The organism is Miniphocaeibacter halophilus (genome assembly GCF_016458825.1).
Taxonomy (GTDB): Bacteria; Bacillota; Clostridia; order Tissierellales; family Peptoniphilaceae; genus Miniphocaeibacter; species Miniphocaeibacter halophilus.
Window position 1 is genome coordinate 2,175,646 of record NZ_CP066744.1, and the last position, 25,150, is coordinate 2,200,795.

Annotated in this window: 23 protein-coding genes and 1 tRNA gene; 5 read left to right on the forward strand and 19 right to left on the reverse strand. The window is 27.4% G+C overall.

What is annotated here, in order from left to right; translation table 11 throughout:
* Positions 1-22 precede the first annotated feature (22 nt).
* Genes JFY71_RS10900 through JFY71_RS10920 form a run of 5 tightly spaced genes read right to left on the reverse strand, consistent with a single transcriptional unit; the run spans position 23 to position 3,943 of the window.
* Positions 23-652, reverse strand: coding sequence for an ATP-binding cassette domain-containing protein (locus JFY71_RS10900; RefSeq protein ID WP_243660808.1), 630 nt, complete (start codon positions 650-652; stop codon positions 23-25).
* Entirely contained in the window at positions 652-1,317 is a 666-nt protein-coding gene (gene modB / locus JFY71_RS10905; RefSeq protein ID WP_243660809.1) for a molybdate ABC transporter permease subunit, read from the reverse strand. Before modB ends, JFY71_RS10900 begins: the two co-directional genes overlap by 1 nt.
* Positions 1,317-2,138 carry a molybdate ABC transporter substrate-binding protein gene (gene modA / locus JFY71_RS10910; RefSeq protein ID WP_243660810.1) on the reverse strand — a complete coding sequence of 274 codons (822 nt, stop codon included), beginning with the start codon at positions 2,136-2,138 and terminating at the stop codon, positions 1,317-1,319. Before modA ends, modB begins: the two co-directional genes overlap by 1 nt.
* A gap of 50 nt (positions 2,139-2,188) precedes the next feature.
* Entirely contained in the window at positions 2,189-3,118 is a 930-nt protein-coding gene (locus tag JFY71_RS10915) for a tetratricopeptide repeat protein (protein ID WP_243660811.1), read from the reverse strand.
* A gap of 27 nt (positions 3,119-3,145) precedes the next feature.
* Positions 3,146-3,943, reverse strand: coding sequence for a nitroreductase family protein (locus tag JFY71_RS10920; protein ID WP_243660812.1), 798 nt, complete (start codon positions 3,941-3,943; stop codon positions 3,146-3,148).
* A gap of 61 nt (positions 3,944-4,004) precedes the next feature.
* Here JFY71_RS10920 and JFY71_RS10925 point away from each other — a divergent pair, with 61 nt between their 5' ends.
* Entirely contained in the window at positions 4,005-5,804 is a 1,800-nt protein-coding gene (locus JFY71_RS10925; protein ID WP_243660813.1) for an ATP-dependent helicase, read from the forward strand.
* Positions 5,805-5,850: 46 nt separating this feature from the next.
* On the opposite strand, the gene ahpC is transcribed toward JFY71_RS10925, so the two are convergent.
* From ahpC to JFY71_RS10940, 3 genes are all read right to left on the reverse strand, one after another.
* Positions 5,851-6,414 (reverse strand): alkyl hydroperoxide reductase subunit C, encoded by a 564-nt coding sequence (ahpC, locus tag JFY71_RS10930; RefSeq protein ID WP_243660814.1) that lies wholly within the window; start codon positions 6,412-6,414, stop codon positions 5,851-5,853.
* 85 nt (positions 6,415-6,499) lie between these two features.
* Positions 6,500-7,234, reverse strand: coding sequence for an HAD-IB family hydrolase (locus tag JFY71_RS10935; RefSeq protein WP_243660815.1), 735 nt, complete (start codon positions 7,232-7,234; stop codon positions 6,500-6,502).
* Positions 7,235-7,237: 3 nt separating this feature from the next.
* On the reverse strand, positions 7,238-7,549 hold the full coding sequence (locus JFY71_RS10940; protein WP_243660816.1) for a hypothetical protein: 312 nt from the start codon (positions 7,547-7,549) through the stop codon (positions 7,238-7,240).
* A 95-nt stretch (positions 7,550-7,644) separates the two neighbouring features.
* Between JFY71_RS10940 and JFY71_RS10945 the strand changes: the two genes are divergently transcribed.
* From JFY71_RS10945 to JFY71_RS10960, 4 genes are all read left to right on the forward strand, one after another.
* Positions 7,645-7,720, forward strand: a tRNA-Arg gene (locus JFY71_RS10945).
* 132 nt (positions 7,721-7,852) lie between these two features.
* Positions 7,853-8,338, forward strand: a complete 486-nt coding sequence (locus tag JFY71_RS10950; RefSeq protein WP_243660817.1) for a MarR family winged helix-turn-helix transcriptional regulator — start codon at positions 7,853-7,855, stop codon at positions 8,336-8,338.
* Positions 8,339-8,757: 419 nt separating this feature from the next.
* Entirely contained in the window at positions 8,758-10,119 is a 1,362-nt protein-coding gene (dcuC, locus tag JFY71_RS10955; RefSeq protein WP_243660818.1) for a C4-dicarboxylate transporter DcuC, read from the forward strand.
* Between the two features lie 29 nt (positions 10,120-10,148).
* Positions 10,149-11,330, forward strand: coding sequence for a MalY/PatB family protein (locus tag JFY71_RS10960; RefSeq protein ID WP_243660819.1), 1,182 nt, complete (start codon positions 10,149-10,151; stop codon positions 11,328-11,330).
* Between the two features lie 79 nt (positions 11,331-11,409).
* Here JFY71_RS10960 and JFY71_RS10965 read toward each other — a convergent pair whose 3' ends face one another.
* The 11 genes from JFY71_RS10965 to JFY71_RS11015 all read right to left on the reverse strand — a co-directional run bounded on the left by JFY71_RS10965 (position 11,410) and on the right by JFY71_RS11015 (position 25,115).
* Positions 11,410-12,900, reverse strand: coding sequence for a UxaA family hydrolase (locus JFY71_RS10965; protein WP_243660820.1), 1,491 nt, complete (start codon positions 12,898-12,900; stop codon positions 11,410-11,412).
* Positions 12,901-12,907: 7 nt separating this feature from the next.
* Positions 12,908-14,374, reverse strand: coding sequence for a tagaturonate reductase (locus JFY71_RS10970; RefSeq protein WP_243660821.1), 1,467 nt, complete (start codon positions 14,372-14,374; stop codon positions 12,908-12,910).
* 23 nt (positions 14,375-14,397) lie between these two features.
* Positions 14,398-15,801 (reverse strand): glucuronate isomerase, encoded by a 1,404-nt coding sequence (gene uxaC, locus JFY71_RS10975; protein WP_243660822.1) that lies wholly within the window; start codon positions 15,799-15,801, stop codon positions 14,398-14,400.
* Positions 15,802-15,852: 51 nt separating this feature from the next.
* On the reverse strand, positions 15,853-16,848 hold the full coding sequence (locus JFY71_RS10980) for a LacI family DNA-binding transcriptional regulator (protein WP_243660823.1): 996 nt from the start codon (positions 16,846-16,848) through the stop codon (positions 15,853-15,855).
* A gap of 223 nt (positions 16,849-17,071) precedes the next feature.
* The gene (locus JFY71_RS10985; protein ID WP_243660824.1) at positions 17,072-18,076 is read right to left on the reverse strand and encodes an ABC transporter permease; all 1,005 of its coding nucleotides are present in this window, start codon (positions 18,074-18,076) and stop codon (positions 17,072-17,074) included.
* Between the two features lie 13 nt (positions 18,077-18,089).
* Complete coding sequence (locus JFY71_RS10990; protein WP_243660825.1) at positions 18,090-19,067, reverse strand: ABC transporter permease; 978 nt, start codon at positions 19,065-19,067, stop codon at positions 18,090-18,092.
* Position 19,068: 1 nt separating this feature from the next.
* Entirely contained in the window at positions 19,069-20,598 is a 1,530-nt protein-coding gene (locus tag JFY71_RS10995) for a sugar ABC transporter ATP-binding protein (RefSeq protein WP_243660826.1), read from the reverse strand.
* 57 nt (positions 20,599-20,655) lie between these two features.
* Positions 20,656-21,678 carry an ABC transporter substrate-binding protein gene (locus JFY71_RS11000; RefSeq protein WP_243660827.1) on the reverse strand — a complete coding sequence of 341 codons (1,023 nt, stop codon included), beginning with the start codon at positions 21,676-21,678 and terminating at the stop codon, positions 20,656-20,658.
* Between the two features lie 137 nt (positions 21,679-21,815).
* Positions 21,816-22,997 carry an AraC family transcriptional regulator gene (locus JFY71_RS11005; protein ID WP_243660828.1) on the reverse strand — a complete coding sequence of 394 codons (1,182 nt, stop codon included), beginning with the start codon at positions 22,995-22,997 and terminating at the stop codon, positions 21,816-21,818.
* 12 nt (positions 22,998-23,009) lie between these two features.
* On the reverse strand, positions 23,010-23,408 hold the full coding sequence (locus JFY71_RS11010; RefSeq protein WP_243660829.1) for a response regulator: 399 nt from the start codon (positions 23,406-23,408) through the stop codon (positions 23,010-23,012).
* Positions 23,409-25,115, reverse strand: a complete 1,707-nt coding sequence (locus JFY71_RS11015; RefSeq protein WP_243660830.1) for a cache domain-containing sensor histidine kinase — start codon at positions 25,113-25,115, stop codon at positions 23,409-23,411. It abuts the gene before it with no gap.
* Positions 25,116-25,150 lie beyond the last annotated feature (35 nt).

The following is a 25,150-nucleotide window of genomic DNA, read 5'->3' on the forward strand; positions in this document are numbered from 1 at the left end:
AAACAAATGAAAAAGCTAGGGATTACCTAGCTTGAATTTTTCCGTTTTTTAAATATAATAACTTGTCACCTAATATTTTTGCTTCTATTTCATTATGGGTGATTAAAATAACCGGAATATTTAAATTTTTTATAATATTTTGAAACTCAATATATAATTTATTTTTTAGCTTACTATCTAAAGCTGAAAATGGTTCATCTAATAAAAGTAATTTAGGTTTTGTGACCAATGTTCTAGCCAAGGCTACCCTTTGTTTTTCTCCTCCAGAAATCTCAGCAGGAAAATTATTTAGAAGATGTTCAATCTTTAATAAGCTTATAATTTCTTCATAAATCTTTTCATCTTTAATTGCAAATTTTATATTATTCTTTACAGTCATATTAGGAAAAAGTGCAAAATCTTGAAACACATAACCAATATTTCTATTTTGAACCTTTTCATATATTTTATTTTTACTATCTACTAAAACCGAATTATTTAATTTTATATACGCCCTATCCGGTTTCATTAAACCGGAAATAATATTTAATGTACTTGTTTTTCCCGAGCCTGATTCCCCTTGAATAACCAATATCTCTTTTCCTAATTCAAAATCCAAATCTAAGGTAAAATGATTAAGTTTTTTATTTATCTTAACTTTTAAATTAGACATTAGTTCATCCTCTTTTTCTTAAGCCATTTATTTAATAAATATATATTTATAAAACTAAAGATTATTACAATTAACATTAAGGTATTTGCTTTTTCTTTATTATTGCTTTCTACAGCATAGTAAATGGCCAATGGAATAGTTTCTGTTTTTCCGGGAATATTTCCTGCAACCATTAAAGTTGCACCAAACTCTCCTAACGCTCTTGAAAAAGAAAGGACAATACCACTTACTATTCCCGGTAATGCTAAGGGAACAGTAATTTTAAAAAATATTTTTATATTTGAAACCCCTAATGTTTTTGCCGCTTTTTCATAAACAGGATTTACACCTTGCAATGAGGATTTAATACTTTGGTACATTAACGGTAACGATACAACTATTGATGCAATACAGGCTGCAACCCAAGTGAAAATAATTCTTATACCGAATACTTCTTCTAGGAATATTCCTACCGGTCCCCTTCTACCTAGAAGAATTAATAACAAATAGCCTACTATTGTAGGTGGTATTGTCATTGGTAATGTAAAAATTACTTCTAGGCCATCTTTAAAAGGAAAATTGTACTTCGTAAATATATGGGCAAAAAAAGTTCCAATTATTAAAGTGAATATTGTTGATATAGTCGCAACTTTTAAAGAAAGTATTATTGGCTCCCAAATATTCATTAATCTACTACAAATCCATATTTTGTTAATATTTCTTTTGCTTCATCGGTTTTAAGATAATCTAAAAATTTCATTGCAGCATCTCTTTCCTTACTTTCAGAAATAACCCCACCTGGATATATTATTAGGTCATGATTGGATTCTTCTATAGTTTCAACTATAACTACATTATCTTCTCCAATAGTGTCACTTTTATATACAAAGCCCGCTCCAGCTTCTCCTGTACTTACATATGATAGTACCGCTCTTACATCTTTTGCAAAAACATATTTATCTTCTAATTTATTCCATAAATCAAGACTTTCTAAAGATTGTTTTGCATATTGTCCTGCAGGAACTGACTCTGTTTCTCCAATTGCAATTTTATCATTTAGAGCTTCTAAGTCTGCAATACTTTTTACTTCAGAATCTTTTGGTGTAATTAAGACTAGAGCATTTTTTACAATAGTATCAACAGTATCTTTGTCTATTAAATCTTTTTCTACTAATTCATCCATATTTTTAGTACTAGCAGAAATAAATAAATCTATACCTGCCCCTTCTTCAATTTGTTTTTGTAAAGTACCACTTGCTCCATATGTAAATTCTAACTCTATATTTTCTTTTTCCTTAAATATAGGTTGCATTTCATTAAAAGCATCTGTTAGACTTGCTGCAGCAGCTACTGTTATTTTACTGCTAACCTTTTCCTCTGTTTTCTTTACTTCCTTTGTACTGCCTTCCTTAGTTGTATCTCTTGTATTAGTATTTGAACATGATGTTAAAAACATTGTAAATACTAATACAAGAGACATAACAATTAAATAACTTTTCTTTCTCAAAATAATCACTCCTTACGTTATACTATAATAAGTATATCGTTGTCCTATAATTATTTCAAGTAATCATTTATTATTTTTAAATACCTGCTATCTTTCCTAAGGTCATCAAAGTCTTTATCTATTAAGGAATAATCTGCAATTCTAGGATTTAATTCACAAGCAATTTCTAAGTCATCCATAGCTTCATTGATTTTGTTAAATTTCAAATTTACACAACTTCTATTATAGAATAAATTTTCTGATGTTGGAATATTTTCAATTCCCTTGTTTAAAATATTATAGCTTTTTTCAAATTCTTTACTCTCAATATAGAGGGCTGATAGGTTTAAATATATATTACTTTCCAAAGGGTTAAGTTCTAAGGCAAGTAAATAATATTTCTCCGCATTAATATAATCGTCTAATCCCTTATATGCTATTCCTAAATTAAATACTGACAAATAGTAATTTGGATTAATTTCAATTGATTTTTTTAAAAATTTTATTGCCTCTTTATATTTAGAGTTTTGTTCATAAATACTTCCTAAGTTATTATATGCCATGTAATCATTAGGATGCTTCTCAATTGTCATTTTATAATATAAAATTGCTTTTTCAACTTCATCTTTTCTATCATATAAATCAGCTAGAAAAAATAGTGCATCTCTAAAAGTATTATCTATTTTTAAGGATTCTACATAATATTTTTCCGCTTCTTTAAACTTATCTAAATAATCATACATAACAGCTATTCCATAATAAGCCTCTTTAATATCTCCAAATTTTTTTAAAATAGTTTGGTAAATATCTATGGCCTTATATTTTTCATCTAATTCAAAATAGATTTGTGCTATATTTAAATATATATTTATATATTCATCTTTAATATTATCGAATTCTAAAGCCTTAAAATAATAGAGTAAAGCTTTTTCAAGATTTTTATTTATATAAAAACTATTAGCAATATTTACATAGTTATTACTTCTTCTGTATTTTTCCATAAATTTAAAAGAAGTGGTTTCCCACTTCTAGAAATTAGTCCTTCCTATAAATTTTTTATCGGTTTCAATACAAGGATCTACTTCCAAGTCCCAGCTTGCATTAATACCTGTTAGTGCAGCCAATTGTTCATAATAATACATTACAATTCCTGCATCAGTTAAATTTACATTGCCTTGAAAATCATCTATAAATAAATCAATTTTACCATCTTTAATTAAAAATCTCCAAGGTTGTTTATTAAATGCTGATGGTGCATTTCTCAAATAATAGAATATTTCATCAAGGCCATAATCTTCCAGTTTTTCAACAGTAGCAGGAGTGTTAAAGTCATTGAAGAAAACAAATTCTTCCATACTTAGTCTATTACTATATGGCTCATCTGTAAGAATAGATTGGGTTACAGGTTTACCAAAAGCCAAAATAAAATCTACTGTTTCATTTAATTTAAATACTTTTTCCTTTAATTCCTTATCTACTGAAAATAAGCTAACCCAACAAGTTCCAAAGCCTAAACTCGACAACTTCCCAATTATATCTTCTAAATAATAGGAACCATATATGTAAGCCTTGTCATTTAATTGTGACATGCCCAGTGTAATGTACGCTGGTGCTTCTATCATTACTCCGGAATATCCACCTTCGCCCTTTAAACCTTCATAAACATCTTTTCCATTAAATAATCTATAATCAACATTACAATCTTTTGCTTTATTATTTACATCATCTAAAATTTCTTCTACTAGTGCTATTTCTTTCTTCGATAATTTTTTGTTTTTATATTCTCTAGAAGATTTTCTCTGTTCCATAAATTCATTTAATCTCATTTAAAAACTCCTTTATTTTTTATTTCTATTATTATTCTGATATAATCAACTTGGTGATTAAATGATTATATCAGACCAACAAAAAAAAGCAATTTCACACAAAAATGGTCCGGCATTGGTTTTAGCTGTGCCCGGCTCAGGTAAAACTACGGTTTTGTTAAATAGAATCATATACTTAAATAATACCCAATCTGTAGAATATAAACAAATTTTAAATTTAACCTTTAGTAAAACCCAAGCTACAGATATGAAAACTCGTTTCGATTCAATGACCAGTAATAACAAGGCAGTTTTTTCTACAATCCACGCTTTTGCTTTTAATGTTATTAAATTATTTTCTAAAAAGTATAAAATAAATTTAAAATTAATAGAAGGAAATAACATTTTTAATAAATATAAATTATTAAAAAGAATTTTTTATGAGAATTATAAATCTCCCCCTTCTAATGATGATCTAGATTATTTTTTTGCAAACTATAGTCTAATGAAAAATAATATGCTAAACATAGATAATTTTAATAGCAATCATTTTATTAATATTGCAATAAAGTATGAGGATTATAAAAAGAAAAATAACTTATTTGATTTTGATGATATGCTAACTTATGCATATAATATATTAAAAAATAACGACGATATTCTAAGGATTATAAAAAGAAATTATAAATATTTTCAGTTAGATGAAGGTCAAGACGCTAGTCTAATTCAGTTTAAAATTTTAGAATTAATCGCTTATCCAGAAAACAATATATATATACTAGCCGATGATGATCAATCTATTTACTCTTTTAGAGGTGCTAATCCAGAATATTTGTTGAAAATTAATTCGATTTTTAAAGATATAAAATACTATTATTTAAATAAAAATTATAGGTCTACAAAGGATATTGTCATGCTTTCTGACTATATAATAAAAAATAATAAGGAAAGATATTTAAAAACAGTTGAAAGTCATAATGACGAAAAAACTCCTATACAAATAATAAAAGTTAAAAATATTGAAACACAAAATATATTTATTTCCAATAAAATTTTTAAACTAAATAATAAGGAAAATTTAGCTATTCTTTTTAGAAATAATATAAGTGCTTACGCTATTGCCTTTGATTTAATAAAAAACAAGATACAGTTTAACAAAAGATTAAATTTCAATAACAATAGCCTAAATATTGTTCTACAGGATTTAAATAATATTATAGATTTTGCTCTTGATAATAGTAATCTTGAACTTTTTAAATCAATTTATTATAAATTAAATTTATATTTAAAAAAGGATTATATATATGGCTTAAATATTGGTTTTAACAAGAGTATATTAGATACAATATTAGACGATTCCTATATAAAAGAATATCAGAAGGAATTGGTGGAAAATTTGAAATTCGTACTTGATAAAGTAGTTAATTTGAATTTATACAATTCTATTAAATTGATTTTTGAAGAGTTGGGCTATATCGAATATATTTCTAAGCACTTTGAAAATATTCCAATAAAATATATTCAAGAAATAATTTTATACTTTGCCAAGGATTATAATACTATAAATGAACTTTTAAAAGCTTTTAAAAATATAGAATCCACATTGAAAAATAAAAACTTTAACACTAGCAATATTTTTATATCAACTATACATCAGTCAAAAGGATTGGAATATGACAATGTTTTATTAATTGACCTAGTAGATGGTGAATTTCCAATATACAGTGACAAGGCTTCTAATTTAGAAGAGGAAAGAAGATTATTCTATGTTGGAATTACAAGAGCAAAAAAACAATTATACCTAGTATTCCCTAAATATAGGTACAATACAAAGGTTAAACCGTCTAAATTCTTTAATGAAATCAAAAAAATTAACAAATAGGATATTTCATAAAAAAAGTCTTGGTTTTTTACCAAGACTTTAAATATTATAATTTTCCTACAAGATCAATTCCTGGAGTTAAAGTATCATCTCCTGGCTCCCAACTTGCTGGACAAACTTGATCACCATATTTAGCTACATATTGTGCTGCTTTTACCTTTCTTAGTAATTCCTTGGCATTTCTACCAATACCATCAGCACTTACTTCATATAGAACTATTTCTAAATCTGGATTAATTACAAAAGTACCTCTTCTTGCTTGTCCTTCTTCTTCTATAAGAACACCAAACTGATTACAAAGAGTAAAAGATCTATCAGATAATAATGGATACTCTACTTTACTCATTTGTTCTGATGCATCTAACCAAGCTTTATGAACAAATTCACTGTCAGTTGAAACTCCATAAATTTCTGTTCCTATATCTTTAAATTCCTCATATAAGCCTTGCAATTCTTCTAACTCTGTAGGACAAACAAAAGTAAAATCTCCAGGATAGAAGAATAATACTGACCATTTGCCTTTTAAATCGTCACTTGAAACAGTTGTTAAAGCTCCATCTTTATATGCTGGAACTTTAAATTCTTCGACTTTTTTTCCTATATAATTCATAAATCCCTCCTTGATTTTTAATGCAATTTAATTATATCATCGGAATAAATGAAATTCAATATCAATCATAATCTAAATAATAATTTTATATTTCCAGTATGTTAACTGAAGAATCTAAAGAATAAATCACATCTTTTCTCTCAACGATTATTTTAGCTTTATCCTTTAATTCCTCGTCTTCTTTTATGATATCTACCAATTCTTTAGTAGGATTAATAGCAATGGAGTTGCCTGTTAACTTTAACATTGAAACATCTCCAGAAGTGTCTCCATAACTGTAAGAATTTAATAAATCTACATTATATTTCTCAGCTAATTTTAAAACTTCCTTTTGTTTTTTTCGACTTTGCCACATAGGTTCAATTTCACCATTAAAATTATCATTATCATCAATATTATACTTTGATCCTCTATATTCAGTAACTTCATATTTCAAAGCCATTTCCTTAACTAAAAAATCTGGACTACCGGATATAAAGAAAATATAATGATTGTTTTCTTTGTGAAAATTTATTCTACTACGAGTATATTTGTATACAATTTCTCCAATTTCTTCAACTACTTGTTGGGAAATAAATTGATTAAAAACACTATTAAAACCTGTAATACTTTCTCTATAAGCATCAGCAAGCGCTAGAAAATAATAATCATAGTCATTATATCTTTTAGAATATGCATCTTGAAAAGGTCTAATTTTATCATACCAAACAGATTGCTCTATAATTCCATAATTAAGTAATTTCTTAAAATGTCTTACAATTAAAGTTTCCCTAGCAATAGTTCCATCAATATCAAAAAAGGCAGCTATTTTTTTCTCCATAGTTTATTTCTTTCCTTTTACAAAAAACAAATCCAAAAACCAAGCTGCACATAAAGATACAACTCCTGAAGCTAAAGTTAAGACAAAAAACTCCAATGTAGTTAACACTATAGGATCAGTTAAATTAGTAATTGAAACAATAAATAATACTAAAGCCACTGCTAACATAACTAAACCAAAAATATATTTTGCTATTCCTTCTTTTTTAATAAATTTAAATACAATATAAACTATTACTATTGAAAAAAAACAAAATAAAGGAACTTTTAAAACTTTGTCCTTATTTTCTAATATCATTTGCAGTATAGTACTCATACTTACTCCTTTATACTTAAAATTAATATATATAATTATACCATATTAAATTTAGTAATTTATAAATAACTTTTTATGATAAAATAAATGTATATGCATCAGTAGCTCAATGGATAGAGCAACGGTCTTCGGAACCGTGTGTTGGGGGTTCGATTCCTCTCTGATGCACCAAAACGATAATTTATAAAGTTTAACCGTTTAATCGAATTTTGTTAATTAAACGGTTTGTTATATTATTGATTTATTAAATAATATGAACTATACTAGCGTATGTTATAAATAATAATAATAATGGGTGATAAAATGAACAATAAAAAAACATATAGTAATGCTGATGCCGTAGATGTACTTCATAAAGTTTCTAATTTTTATATTAATACAAAAGTTCCTCATGATTATGGAACCGGTGAAGTATATACATCTGTAGAAGTTCATACTTTAAAAGAAATAGCAGATAATCCTGATACAACGCTAACGGAACTTTCAAAAAATACCGGAAAAACTAAAGGTGCAATCTCTCAAATACTAAAAAAAATCGAAAAAAAAGGTTTAATTTATAAAGAAATTGATAAGAACAACGAAAATAGATTTTTTTTACGAATAACAGAAAAAGGAAAAATTTTAAATGACTGCCATAAAGAATATGATGAAAAACATTTTGGAGAATCTATGAATATAGTACGAGAAATGTTTTCTGAAGAACAAATAAATACTACTTTTGAAGTTTTAGAAGCTTGGTTAAATATTAGACGAAAAGTTCAAGAAAGAAGAATTAAAGAAAAAAAGTAATTATGAATCCAAACATATATTTTAAATATGCTTATGAGGATTCATAATCTACTTCCTCTACCTAATTATTATTATAATATTCATCTACTAATTTTATGTCTTTTTTAATTTTAATTTTAACATACATATAATTTAAGATTGTTTTATTTCTAATTACAATAAACTCTTTATCGAAATTTTCATTATCACTAATAAATATACTATTTATTGTTTCACAACCTATACATTTTCTTACAATAAAATATAAAATAACTATTAATTTTTTATTTTAATTTTTATGATTAATTTATATTGACAAAAATAACCAAAAGGTTTAGAATCTATACAAGAGGTATAGATTATAAACCTTTTGGTTGGATTTCACCTCTACCTTAGACTTATCTGCAGATATGTTAATTAAAATAATTATGGAGGTTATCATGAATGGGTTATTTTCAATAATAGTAACACTACTATATATAGTAATTGTTGCATATCTAGTTATAAAAGAGTATAACTCAGTATTTGTTTTCTTATCATCGGGAATACTTGTTTTACTCATTTCTACAATAATTACCGGAGCTACAATTTTAGGTGAAGAAACTTCAGGAAGTGGCATTATTGACGTTTTTGTTTATGCTACAAACGCTTTCAAGTCTAATGTTTCAGGAGTTGGACTTACACTGATGATGGTTACTGGTTATGCTATGTACATGTCACATATTGGTGCTTCTACCAAATTAGCATATATAGCTACTAAGCCATTATCTAAAATCAAAAGCCCTTATGTAGTCCTTAGCTTATTATTTGTTATAGGAACTATGTTAAAACTTGTAATAACAAGTCATGCTGGCTTATCAATGTTACTTATGGCTATATCTTTTCCTATTTTAACTTCTTTAGGAATTAGTAAATTAAGCGCTGCTACTGCAATAATAATGTCTGGATTTGTTGATTGGGGTCCTAATGATTCAAGTGCAATTTTTGCTGGAGAAAATGTAGTTGGAATGCCTATGATGGAATATTTTCTTACATATCAAGCAAAAACTGCCATTATCTTAATAATAATTGCAGCAATTTTCTTGCCTATTTATTTATGGAAAATTGATCAAAAATCAATAAGCAAAAATAGTGACGATATTAAAACTGAAAAAGTAGAAAATGTTGATTGCCCTATTATTTATGCAATTTTACCGGTAATCCCACTTTTACTAATTACCATTTTTAGTTTTATTCCTACGATTGAATTAGATGTGGTTACAGCAAATTTGATTGGTTTAATATTTGTTTTCACTTTAGAGTTGTTAGTGAAAAAGGATAGAAAAAGAGTTACAAACGATTTCAATGTTGTTTTAAAAGCTATGGGAAATTCTTTTGCTAGAGTTGTTAGTATTTTAATAGGAGCAGCACTTTTTGCAGAAGCAATTCAATTATTAGGGGGAATTACCATTATTTCAAATGCTTTAGCATCTATAAGAAGTGCACCAATTATTACAATGGCATTAATGTCTCTAATTACATTTCTTGCAGGTATGTTATTGGGGTCTGGTAATGCTTCATGGTATGCATTTGGTCCTTTAGTTCCAGATGTTACGATGCAAATGGGAATATCTACAGCAACTATTGCTTTGCCAATGCAACTATCTTCTGGAATAGGTAGAAGTATGTCACCTGTTGCTGGAGCTATGATTTCAGTTGCAGGTATGGCAGAAGTAGAATTAACCGATTTAATAAAAAGATGTTCTATTCCATCAATGGTAATGTTTGTTTGTAACTTAGTTGTATCATACTTAGTAGTGTAAAATATATATTTAAAGAAAGGAATTTTATAATGAAAAAAATAATTTACGATTTTGATAAAGGTGTAAGTAGAAGAGGTACAGATGCTAAAAAATTTGACCCATCACTATGTCCTGACGATGTTTTACCTTTTTGGATAGCTGACACCGAATTTCCAAGCCCTATTGAAGTAAAGGACGCTTTATTAACTAGAGTAAAGGAAGGACACTATGGATATCCATATATTAATTCAAAATTTGAAGAAAGTATAGCTCGATGGTATAAAGTTAGGCATAATGTTGAATTGGATGTAAACTTAATTGATTTTTCTCCATGTGTTATTCCTGGAATGATTTGGTTTGTAAAAGAATTTACCAGTATCGGAGATAAAGTTGTTTTGCAAACTCCTGTATATCCCCCATTCCATGATTTAGTGAAAAATAATGGTCGCCAACTTGTATATAACGAATTAAAGCTAATTGAAGGCAGATATGAAATAGACTTTGAAGATCTTGAAAATAAATTAAATGATCCAAAAGTAAAAATGCTTTTTATTTGTAATCCACAAAATCCTACTGGTAGAAATTTTACAAAAGAAGAATTGACTAAAATTGGAAATTTATGTTTAAAATATGATGTTATGATTGGTGTTGATGAAATTCATGCAGATATAGTTTTTGATAATGAAAAATTTGTTTCTTTTTGTTCAATTTCTGATGAATTTGCAAAAAATTCAGTTACTTTTTTAAATCCAGCTAAAACATTTAATGTAGCTGGAGTCCGTACTGCTGCATGGTTTACACATAACAAAAAAATTTATGATAGGATGATTAATCAACAAACATATAATAAGGGTATGGGAAGAAATATTTTTGGAAATGTAGCTTTAGAAGCATGTTTTAATTATGGCGATGACTATGCTGATCAACTAGTTAAATACTTAAATGAAACAAAAAATCAAGTTGTTAAATACATTGCTGATAACATTCCTAAAATTAAAGCAGTAAGTCCTGAAGCAACTTTTATGATTTGGCTTGATTGTAGAGATTTAGGGTTCAAGAATCAAAAAGAATTAATGGATTTTTTCATAAATAAAGCTAAAGTTTTGTTAAATGATGGTACTACTTTTGGAAAAGATGAAGGTCTTGGATTTGCGAGATTTAATTTTGCTACCCAAAGAAATATCGTAATGGAAGGATTAGAAAGAATTAAAGATGCAGTTAATAATCTTTAAAGTTTAATAGTTTTTACGGTTAGTTTATAATTGAAAGTTTTAGATTCGTAATTTTTACAAAATTAAAGATGGAGTAATCTTATAAGATTACTCCATCTTTAAATATTGTTATACTCTTAAAGCCATTTTTTTCATTGTTGGTTAATTCACCTGATGCTACTTTTATAATATAGTCTAGAAATGATTGTGTTAACACTTTAAAATTTATTCCATTTAAAAGTTGTCCTGCATCAAAGTCTATCCAATGTGGTTTATTTTTTGCTAGCTCTGTATTGGAAGATAATTTTATTGTTGGAACTATATTTCCAAAAGGATTTCCTCTTCCTGTTGTAAAAACAATTAAATTAACACCTGAAGCTACTAAATTAGTAGTTGAAACTTGATCATTACCTGATCCATTTAGTAAAAAGAAACCCGGTTTATCAATTTGTTCTCCATAGTCTAAAACTCCTACTATTTGAGAACTACCTCCCTTTTGAATACAGCCTAAGGATTTATCTTCTAAAGTTGTAATACCACCTTTTTTATTGCCTGGTGAAGGATTTTCATATATCTGTTGATTATATTTTTTGAAATAATTCTTATAATCATTAATTAAGTTTACAATTTTATTAAATACTTCTTTGTCTTTAGCTCTGGCCATTAATAAGTGTTCAGCACCAAACATTTCAGGTACTTCACTAATAACCGTACTCCCTCCATAAGAAACTATCTCATCATTTACCTTACCTGAAAGTACATTTGCTGTTATTCCTGAAAAAGCATCGGAGCCACCACATTTAAATCCTATTTTTAACTTGTCTATTCCAACATCTTCTCTTTTAAATTCACTAGCGTAACTTACTAATTCATCTAATAAATTCATAGCTTCTAAATATTCATCTTTAACATTTTGAATAGTCAAGAACTTAATTCTATTTTTATTAAATTCACCAAGAAAAGGTTTAAAAATCTCCAAATAGTTATTTTCACAGCCAAGACTTAAAACCAAAACACCAGCAGCATTAGGGTTTTTAATAATACCGGCAAGTATTTTCTGTGTTATTTCTAAGTCATCACCTAGTTGACTACATCCCATATCATGAGTTATTGCAACTATATCATCAACTTTATTTCCATATTTTTCTTTAGCCATTTTTGACAAGTTTTTAGCAGTTTGATTAATACAACCAACTGTAGGAACTATCCAAATATCGTTTCTTGTACCAACATTTCCATCTTCTCTTACATATCCTTTAAATGTTGGTATGTTCTTATTTTTATAATCAAATTCAAAAATTTGCTTATTGTATTTGTAATCGATTATATCTTTAAGATTTGTTTTTATATTTTCAGTATGAACGTGTTCCCCACTTTCAATATCAGTAACAGCTCTTCCTATAGCTTCCCCATATTTAATAATATTTTCTCCGGTTTTAATGTTTTTAATTGCAATTTTATGACCAACAGGAACTTCAGAACGAATTTCTATCTCAGTATCTTTAAAAACAATTTTATTTCCCTTTTCTAATTTTTTTACTGCCACAACTACATTATCTTTTTCATTAATTTGTAAATAATTATTATTCATAATTCACCTATACGATTTTTTCTAAAGTTTTTCTTATTCCTATTTCTTCAAAATTATTTAAATTATTTAAGATTTCTTCAAATAATCCGTCTACTTCTAATAGATTAACACCCCATATTTCTTCATTAGATAATATATTTTTTACCAAATTATAGTTATTATCTTCTTGCCAGAATTTTTCAAATAATTTTAAAATGTTAATATCATCCTTAACTTCATAATTATTATTATTAAAATCCTTTCCAAAAAAAACATTGTTTTTTTCTTTAACTTTGTAGAATCTAATTAAGGAAGCCAATGAAAAAGCTAAACCCTTGGGAATTTTATCATATTTATTATAGTAATCTAACAAACTGCTTAAACATCTTTCCTTAAATTTAGATACAGAGTTTAAAAAAATATCCAACAAACTATGGTCAATAAAAGGATTCTTAAATCTATCTTTCACTGAATTGGAGAAACTTAATAATTCATCTTTATCCATTTCAATTGTTGGAATTATTTCATCTTCTATTATAAAATCATAAAAATTATTAAAATTTCTGTCTTCCATCATATCTCTAACTATTTTAAAACCAGATAGATATGCAGCTAAAGCCATAGATGTATGGGCACCATTTAGAATTCTAACTTTTCTTGTTTTATATGATTTAACATTATCTGTCCAAATTATATTTGCTTTTGTCCTATTAATTGGAAAATTTTTTTCATCTTCTTTATTGCCTTCAATAACCCATAGGTTGAAAATTTCACTAGTAACTATAATTTCATCTTTATAGCCTATTTTTTCTTCTAATTTACTTATATTATCTTTTGGGTATCCTGTAACAATTCTATCGACTAAAGTATTTAGAAATTTATTATTTTCTTCTACCCAATTTTTAAATTCATCCGGTAATTTCCAATCCTCAATATGTTTTAAGACTATTTTTTTTAATTCACGGCCATTATTATCTATTAACTCAACAGGAATAAATAATAACCCTTTAGATTTATCACCTTTAAAATGCAAATATCTTGTATATAATAATTTTGTTATCTTTGCTGGAAAAGTCTTAGGATAATTATCTTCAAAATTAACTTTTTCATATACAATTCCAGCTTCAGTAGTATTTGAAATTACAATCGATAATTCCTCACTTTTTATTACTTCTTCGTAACTTTTAAAGTCCTTGTCATTATAGGGATTTATCATATCTGATATACTGGTTATAATTTTGTACTCTTCTTTAGCTTCTCCACCTTCTAAGCCTCTCATAGCCAAAGTATATTTAAAATTCTGTTTTTTAAACCTATTTAAATCTCCTCTTTCAGTAGCCTTAGCTATTATTACTGATGATTTTAAAATTTCTTCATCGTTACTTAAGTCAATTATCCAGTCAACAAATCCCCTTAAAAAGTTTCCTTGTCCAAATTGAAGAATTTTTTTAGGATATTTAGAGTTATCTTTTATAATTTTATCTTTGATTTCCATTTTTTCTCCTAGTTTATAAACTATTATTTAATTTTTATATATTTTTTTGCATTATTAAAACTTATATCCTTAACTATTTCACCTAAAAATTCCTTTTTCCAAGGATATTCTCCCAGCTCTACATATTCTCCTAAAATATTACAAATAATTCTTCTAAAATAGTCATGTCGTGGATAGGACAAAAACGATCTAGAATCAGTTAACATTCCAATAAAATTAGGTAAAACTCCAGTAGCAGCTAAATCTTTTATTTGTTTTGTCATGCCATCCTTATGGTCTAAAAACCACCATGCAGTTCCAAATTGTATCTTGGATATTCCATATTCTTCTCCTTGAAAACAACCAGCCAAAGTTGATAGAACATAATTATCTTTTGGATTTAAAGAAAACAAAATAGTTCTTGGCAATTCTTCTGTTAAATCCATTGCACTAAGTAATTGTCCCAATTCTCTAGCATATTTATAATCATTTACAGAATCATAGCCAGTATCAGGTCCTAATTTATTGAACATTCTTTCATTATTATTTCTTAAAGCACCAATATGAAGTTCCATAACCCAATCATATTTTTTATATTCCTTGGCTAAAAAAATCATTAACTCTATTTTATATTTGTCCTCTTCTTCCTTGTTAGTTTTCTCGCCATTTAATCCTTTTAAAAATATATTATCTAATTCAGCATTAGACGCTCTATTAAATGGAATATAATTAAATGCATGGTCACATGCTGCACAACCATTATCATTAAAATATTTAACTCTTTTAGATAATGCTATTTTTAAATCTTCAAAACTATTTATTTCTATTTCAGAAACATTAGATAATTCATTAATATATTCACTATAATCTTCAGCTTCAATATTTAAAGCTTTATCAGGTCTCATAGCTGGTAAAACCTTAGTTTTAAATTTATCCTCTTCTTTTATTTTTTTATGGTAATCTAAAGTTTCTACTGGATCATTAGTTGTACAAACAGCATAAACATTTGATCTTTCTATTAATTTTCTTGCTCTAAAGTCATCAGTTTTTAATAATTCATTTGTTCTTTCCCAAATTTCTTTACAAGTATTTTCGTTAAGTTCTTTTTCTATTCCAAAAAAAGTTTTCAATTCTAAATGTGTCCAATGATATAATGGATTGCCTATTAAAAGCGGTACAATTTTTGACCACTCTGCAAATTTCTCATAGTCAGATGCATTTCCTGTTATTTTTTCTTCAGGTATTCCATATGCACGCATGACTCTCCACTTATAGTGATCACCACCTAACCAAATTTCTGTAATATTACTAAATTTTTTATTTTCCCATATTTCTTTAGCTTCTAAGTGACAATGAAAATCAAATATAGGCATATCCTTTGCATACTCTTCATATAAAACTTTTCCATAATCATTATGTAACATGAAATTATCATTAATTACTTTCATTTCTTTCTCCTCTCTATTGTAAGCGATTACATTGTGTATTAAAAAAAAACATTAAGATGTTTCTTTTTTTATAAATTTAGGAATAATATAATTATTATTTTTTACAGTTTCCCCATTCATTTTTTTTATTAATAAATCTATTGCTATATTACAATGTTCCTCTATTTTATGGTCAATTGTTGATAATGACTTATAGGTATAATTTGTTAAATCAATATTATCAAATCCAATTACTGCTAATTTTTCAGGAATTTCTATATTATATTTTTGAGCTACTTTTAAAAACTTTATAGCAGATGTATCTTTTTCAAATTGAATACTATCAACTTCAACATTAGATTTAAGAAATTCAATTATTTTCTCATACTCTTCTAAATCTTCTTTTAATTCTAAGATTAGATTTTCATTTATTAAATTTGGATAGTATTTTTTTATTGCTTTTAAAAAACCTTCTTTTTTAGATACACTTGCTCTTGTAATATATTTTTGTTTATCTTGTATATAAATAGGATTTTTATAATCTTTACTTTTTAAATAACCTATGGATTGGTCTAAACCATTTTTCTCATCACAAATAACAAATGTAGAATTATCTCCAATTATATTATTTATTAATACAATTGATATGCTCTTATTTAATTCTTCAAATCTTTCTTCTAAAACTTTATCACCATAAGATGCACCAAGTAAAATTATTCCGTCTACACCCTTTTGATTAAGCAACTCAAAATACTTTAGTTTTTGTTCTGGTTCTTCTGAAGTATTACATAAGATAGAATTGTAACCTTTTGAAACTAAATTTTGTTCTAATAAAAATGCAGAATTAGCATGGAAGGGATTTCTTATATCTGGAACCATAATTCCTATTGTATTAGTTTTATTTGTTGCAAGACCTCTTGCAATATGACTTGGTTTGTATCCATATTTATCAATTATTTTTTGTACTTTTTTTCTAGTTTCTTCTTTTACAGTTTCTGGATTATTTAAAACTCTTGAAACTGTAGCTGTTGAAACATTTGCTTTTTTAGCAATATCATATATATTCATATTAACCTCAATGGTAGCGCTTGCAATTATATTGATTTAAGGATATCAAATTTTAGATATAAAGTCAATTATTTTACTTTTTTTAAAATCAATAGACTAATTTATTTTGTTCTCTATTGTATTATACATAAGATATGTCAATTTTTTTATATTTTATTGAAAAATGTACCTACTATCTCAATTTTTCTGATTTGTAGGTACATTTTTATTAAGGAAAGTTTTTCTAAGTATTAAATTCTTCTTTAACTTCTTCTTTATTTTTTTTCTTAAAAGAAAATACTTCTGATTGTAAGGCTATAGATAGTAATATTACTCCTCCCATCGCTACCCTTTGCCATGCAGAGTCTAATTTACCAGAATAATTAAATATTGTATTAATTATAGTTATAATCATAGCACCAAAAAATGCTCCACTAAATTTTCCTTCTCCACCTGAAAGTTTAATTCCTCCAAGAGCACACATTGCTATTGCAGTTGTTTCCCAAGCATCTCCTGCATTTGGTTGAGCTGTACCTAATTTAGAGGCTGATAATATACCTGAGAGAGCTGCAATAAGACCACAAACTACAAAAGCTAAGATTTTTGTTCTATCTGCTGGAAGTCCCATCATTCTTGCTGCTTCTTCATTTCCTCCTACAGAATATAAGGATGTTCCAAATTTTGTATTATGTGATATATGCATACAGATTAAAGTAAGTACTACGAAGATTACTACTAATATTGGTATATTTGTATTATTTAAAAAAGGAATTCTATATCCTCCTATTGCTCTAAGTATTGGATCCTTAATGGATACCGGACTTTTGTTAGTTATTAAAAGAACTAGCCCCCTTACTCCCATTAACATTGCTAATGTAGCTATCCATGAAGAAATACGTAACTTTGTAACCATTAATCCATTTAATAATCCTGTAATAACTCCACATAATAAACCTAATATTATTCCTAATATCGGATTTGTTTCTCCAAAAATCCCCATTATTACACCAGATAAAGCTAAAACTGCTCCAACGGATAAATCTATTTGACCTATCATTATAACAAAAGCCATACCCAGTGCAACTATACCAGTATCACTAGCTGCTTTATTGAATAATCTCATAATTGATGGAAACGACATTAAATTCTTTTCAGAAAATGCAATACTAGCAAATATGAACAAAATTAAAAATGCAATTATAGAACTTTTAGATCCAAACCAATTCCATGTCTTCTTTAAAGTTTTCATTTATTTCACCTTCTTATTTCTTTCTATCTGATTGAATATAGACAGCTACAACAATAATAATTGCTTTAACTATTTGTGCATATTCATATGGAATATTATTCATATTTACTGCCATCGATATTATTGACATAATAAATGCACCTATGACAGTACCAAATACACGACCTCGTCCACCTGACATTTTAGTACCGCCAATAACTACGGCAGCTATTGCATCTAATTCGGCTAACAAGCCTACATCATTTGGATTAATATTACCAATTTTTGCTACTGAAAAAATTCCTGCAGTTGACGCAAAAAATGCACTTGCCATATAAACAAAAATAATTACAGCTGTAACATTTATTCCCGCTAATCTTGCAGAGTTTACATTATCACCTACTGCTTGTATTCTTCGTCCAAGAACCGTTTTGTTTAGTATAAAGTATACTATTGCAATGCTTAGAACAATTGGTATGATTTGTATTGGTAACAAGCCAGCAATTTTATAATTTCCTAATAATTTATATAGTTCTCCTTGTGCTTGGGATATATAAACGGTTTTTGAACTAGTTGCAACTAAGGCAAGTCCTCTTACTCCTATCATTAAACCTAAGGTAACAACCATTGGTTGTACTTTTAATTTTCCAACCATAAAACCTGCTACAAGTCCACTAGCTGAAGATAATATTATTGCTGCTAATAATCCAATTGCTAACATAATAATTGAAGCTTTTCCCTCAAAATTTACAAACCTAGTCGATAATGCAGCTGATAGAGCCATTACAGCACCTACTGATATATCTATTCCTCCAGTGGAAATTACCATTGTCATCCCCATTGCTGTTAAAATAACAGGACATATTTGTGTAAGCATTAAGCTAAATGTATTTAATGCAAAGAAATTAGGTGTAATAATTGCATTAACAAGTAACATAATAACCAGTAATATAAAAGCACTATATTTTTTTAAGAATTCCTTTGAATTCATTTGACTTTTATTGTTAATCAATTTATTTTCCTCCTTCTTTGCTACTAACTTTTCCTGCAGAAGCAATAGTGCTCATAATTAAATCTGAATTAATATCATCCTCAATTAAATCTGCTAATTCTTTTCCTTCCCTCATAACATAAACCCTGTCACAGTTACGCTCCAACTCCTCTATTTCAGAAGAAATCATTAATATACTTATTCCATTAGAGGAAAGTTCCTGTATTAAGTCTTCAATTTCTGACTTAGCACCAACATCTATCCCTCTTGTTGGCTCATCCATTATTATTAAGTCCGGATTCATACACATCCATCTAGCAAGTAATACTTTTTGTTGATTTCCACCTGATAAATTACCAATTAATTGATCCATTGAAGGTGTTTTTATACGAAGTTTGTCAATATAATATTGAGTTAATTCCTCTTCCTTCTTATTGGAAATTATTCCATGTTTACTAATTTGAGGAAGTAAAGCAACTGTCATGTTTTCTTTAACAGTCATCTCCGGGAAAATTCCTTCTACTTTTCTATCTTCAGTACAAAATCCCATACCTAATTTAATTGCCATTTGTGGATTTTTTAATGAGACTTTCTTATCTAACCAATATATATTTCCTTTATCTGGTCTAATTTCTCCAAATAAAACATTGGCTAACTCCGTTCTTCCCGACCCTAATAATCCAGCTAGTCCTAGAACTTCACCTTTTTTTATACTAATTCCTATACCGTTTAACTTAGTTTCAAAATGAATATCTTCCATTTTTACTAACTCATCAACATCTCTAAATGTATATTTGTCTTTTTTTCTTTCTAAAGTTACAGCCTCTCTACCAATCATTAAAGAAACTAATTTCATTTGATCTAAATCTTCTATACTATAATCTCCAACAAGTTCTCCATCTTTTAAAATAGTAACATGACCACAAATTTCGAATACTTCATCTAATCTATGACTAATAAATATAATGGCAATTCCTTGAGATTTTAAACGATTTATAACATCAAATAAAACCCTAACTTCCTTAGTATCTAAAGAAGAAGTAGGTTCATCCATAATAACTAATTTTGCTTTTGTAGAAACAGCTCTAGCAATTGCTACCATTTGCTGAATAGCAGTACTATATTTTCTTAAGGGAACATCTACATCTATATGTAAACCCATATCTGATAATAATTCTTTAGCACCAGCTCTCATTTGTTTTCTATCTAGCGAGCCATATTTATTTTTTATTTCTCTTCCTAAATAAATATTTTCATAAACAGTTTGAAAAGGACTAAGATTTAATTCTTGATAAATTGTACTTATTCCCTCTTCTTGAGCTTCTAAAGTAGATTTTGGATTAATAGATTTTCCTTGAAACATTATATCGCCGCTATCTTTTCCATATACACCAGTTAGGACTTTTATTAAAGTTGATTTTCCAGCTCCATTTTCTCCCATTAAAGCATGAACCTCTCCCTCTGCTACAGAAAAATCAACATTTTTTAATGCCTTTACCCCTGGAAAAGATTTTTCAATATTTTTCATTTCCAGTATTATTTTTCTTTCCATATTAAACCTCCAGTTGGAAGAAACGACCTGCTTATGCAGGCCGTTTTATATATTCTCCTAGTAACCCAATGCTGGATCTGCATTGTCTATATCAAATAAAGTATCTTCAATTATTAATTTCTCATCAACTTGTTCATTATTTTTAAGTTTAGCAATAGTTTCAAAAGTTATTGGTCCAAAATATGGTGAACATGAAGCTGTACATAACATTTCCCCTGATTTAACAGCTTCTAATGCTGCTGAAGCTCCATCAATTCCACATACTAAAATATCTTCGCCCGGTTTATATCCTGCAGCCTTTATTGCTGTTAATGCGCCTAAAGCCATATCGTCATTATGACAGAATACTACATCTACTTCATCTCCTTGAGCTTGAAGAATATTTTCCATTACAGATTGAGCCTCAGCCATTAAGAAACCTGCTGGCTGTTCTACAATAACCTTTAAATCAGTATCTTTTATTGTATTTAAAAATCCTTCATTTCTTTCTGTTGCAGAAGTAGCTCCTGGAGTTCCTTGAAGTATAACTACATTTCCTTTACCTTCTGTAGCCTCTATAACCTTTTTAGCAACTTGTTCAGCTTCCCAAATAAAATCCGACATTATTGCTGTTGTATAATCTGTTCCTGCTTCTCCATTAACTCCACGGTCAACTAATATAACTCCTATTCCTTCAGCCATAGCTTCTTGTAATACACTTTGTAAGCCATCTTCTTCTTGCGGAGCAGCAATTATGTAGTCAACTCCTTGAGCAATCATATCGCCTATATCAGAAGCCTGTTTTGCAATATCTCCACCTGCATCTGCATAAACTAATGTTACATCGTTTTCCTTTGCTGTTTCTTGAATGCTTTCTGTTTCAGCAATTCTCCAAGCACTAGCATTATCACATTGTGAAAACCCTACAGTTAAACCTGATAGTGCAGACATATCTAATTCTCCATTTTCAGCTTGTTTTACAGGTGTGCCAGCGTCAGTTCCCTCTTCCTTCTTCTCTTCTTTGTCACTACATGCAACTAAAGAAAAAACCAAAACTGCTGATAACATCAACATTAAAATTTTCTTAATTTTACTACTCATACGTTTTCCCCCTTGATATTTAATTTTCTATTCAATTATATTATATAAGCTATACAGACTGTAAACCATTAAAAAAACTATAAATATCTTTCACTTTTCTATCATAATAAATTATTGGTATGAAATATTATTAGAAACTATGATTTCTTTTTAAACTTTGATGGAGAACATCCGTAATACCCTTTAAATACTGTACTAAAGTATGATGGATTAGAATAACCGCATTTTTCTCCTACTTCGTAGGATCTTAAGTTAGTATTTAGTAAAAGATTTTTAGCATGTTCCATTCTAGTATCAGATAATATTTCTATAAAAGTTTTACCTAATTCCTTTCTAAATAATAAACTTAAGTATGAACTACTAACATAAATGTTTTTCGCCACATCTCCTATTGTTAAATCCTCTTTATAATAATTATCATCAATAAAAGTTAAAGCCTTATTTAAAATATCCTTTTGCCTACCTTGACCAGCTTTTTTAAATTCATTACCAATTTCACTGCTTATCGCTCTAAGATTATTCATCATAATCTCTCTTTTTCGTTCAAGCATCATTTCTTTTAATAATAAATCTGGATTTCCAATAATATCATCAACTTTAACTCCTACTTCTTCTGGTAGTTGAATTATTTCTCTATATAAATTACTAAAAATCATTATCCACTGTAGGTAAGAGTTAATATAACCCTTGCCTAATTTTTTATAAAATTTTTCTAACTCATTAAGTATTTCCTCTTCTTCTCCTGATCTTATTGCAGATTTTATTTTTGAACTGTCATAACTAAAGAAAGTATAATTTTCAGATTTACCATCAGTTGTTAGTATTGGAGATATTTCCCAATAATTTTCTTGAGCAACTTTCCAACTATTTCTTGCTATGGAATAGGATTGTTTTATTTTAAATATTCCTTTTTCGGTACTTCCTTTAAACAAGACTCCATTCATATTTTCTATTTTTAAATTTTTTATTTTAGTTTCTAAATTTTCAATTATGCTTAAAACTTCATTTTCAGAATCTCCATAAATACATATAATTCGTTCACATAGTTGTTCCTGTAACATATATATTTGCTCAAATTTCTCTAGTTGTTCTTTTATTTGAGAACCAAAGTTCCTATCTAATTCCAATAATTCTAAATTAGTATATTCGTTAATATACAAAACAAAATTTTCTATTCCTGCAATTATAATTGAATAATATTTTTCTTCTAATTCCATTGGAACTTGTTTGTTTTTTAATTCTTCATAGGATAAATCCAAAACAAATATATCGTTAATAATCTTATTAGCTGTAGATTTGAGAGGAGCTCTCTGCAACATTTTGCAACCTATTTAATTCTTCAGCTTCTTTTTTTCTTTATTAAATTGTTCTCTAATTTTTGTCATAGTAGAATCAAGTTTTTTTAAATTAATTGGTTTTAATAGATAATCAACTACGCCAAACCTTAAAGCACTTCTAGCATATTCAAAATCATCATATCCGCTTACTATTACAATTTTTATTAACGGATATTTTTCATGTATTATTTCTGATAATTCTATTCCTGTCATTAAAGGCATTCTAATGTCTGTTATAACTACATCAATATCTTCATTTTCTAATACATTCAAAGCTTCCTTTCCATTACTAGCTTGTCCTTTAACTATATAACCTAAATTTTCCCAATTCATATACGATGTTAAACCTATTCTCAATATTTCTTCATCTTCTACAATTAGTAAATTTAACATTTAATTCTCCTTTATTTTTGGTAATTCTATATATACTTTAGTTCCTTTATCTATTTCGCTTTCATATTTTAGTCCATATTCTTCACCAAAAGTCATCTGTAATCTTCTTTGAACATTTATTATTCCATAAGAAGATGATTTTATATCTATTCCATCTTTAAGATGATTATTAATTTCTTTAAGTTTTTCCTTTGTCATTCCCAACCCATTATCTTCTACTATAAACACTAACTTATCTTCATATTCTTTTCCTATTAATTTTATATCTCCCCTTTTATTAATATTAATTAAGCCATGATATAGTGAATTTTCAACTAAGGGTTGAAAAATAATTTTAACAATTGTGTAATCCAATAATTTTTCAGCAACATCTATTTCAAAATTAATTTTATCACCGTATCTATACTTTTGAATTTTCATATATTCTTCCACATGACTAAGCTCATCTTTAACCGGAATTAAAACCTTCCCTTTACTTAAACTAACCCTAAAAACTGTTGTTAATGCTTCTATCATATCGGAAACTACATCTAGTCTATTTAATCTAGCCATCCAGTTTATTGAATCTAGAGTATTATATAGAAAATGTGGATTAATTTGACTTTGTAAAGCATTTAATTCTGCTGTTTCTAAAAGTATCTGTTGTTGTTTTTCCTTTTCTATTAATTCCTTAATTGTATATACCATGTGATTAAAGGTAGTAGTCAATACTCCCATTTCGTCTTCGCTTTCTACCTCCAAAGATATATTGAAATTTCCTTTTTCAACTATTTTCATGTTTTTAATAATTCTTTTTATAGGTTTTGTTAATTTATTAGCAGAAAACCAAATATAAGTACAACTAATAATTGCAACTATTATAAAAATTATTAATATATTATTTCTTATATTGTATAATTCAGAAAAAACTATATTCTTCTTTATAAAACCAATTAATTCCCAGTTGTTGGAATCTATTTGTTTTTTTGATATGAAATCTTCTTTTTCATATTTTATTTTTTCTAAAGATATTGCTTCTTCAATATTTTCTTGATTTGAATATGAAATATTACCATTTTCATTAACAATATAAATATTTCCCTTGTAGATAGTACTTTCTATAAAAATATCATTTAAAGTTGATGTTAAAACCTCTACAACAACAACTCCTATAATTTCCGGAGAAATCCTATCTTGAATGGGAAATACTAAACTCAAAGTTGGTTTATTTAAATTTTTTATTATTAATGAAGGATTATTTGGTTCTATCCACAAACTTTCATTTTCCTTAACAACCTTTTTATACCAATCAAAATTCCTATATTCTTCTTCCCTTAAAGATTTATTACTACCTCGAAAAATTGAACCATTTTCTCCTAGAACGAAAATACCATCTATTTGGTTGGAAAACTGCTTCATGTATAGAATTTTTTGATTATACTCTAAACGTTGTTTGAAAATATCCTGTTTAGTTTCTGGTAAAGGTAATCTTAACGATTTTTGAATCTCACTATCTAAGGCAACCATTTCTGCAACGTTTTCCATATTTTTAAGAAGATTATTCATATCGTTTGCACTTTTTTCAACAGATGATTCCATTGAAGAAATGGTCATAGATTTAATATGAGATAAGGAAATATAATAAATAATAAAAAAAGAAGATAATAATATTGCAAATAAAACTAAACTGCTTAATAATATTTTAGTTCTAATGGATTTAAATTTCATAAATTACTCCTTCATTGAAAAATATAAGTAAAATT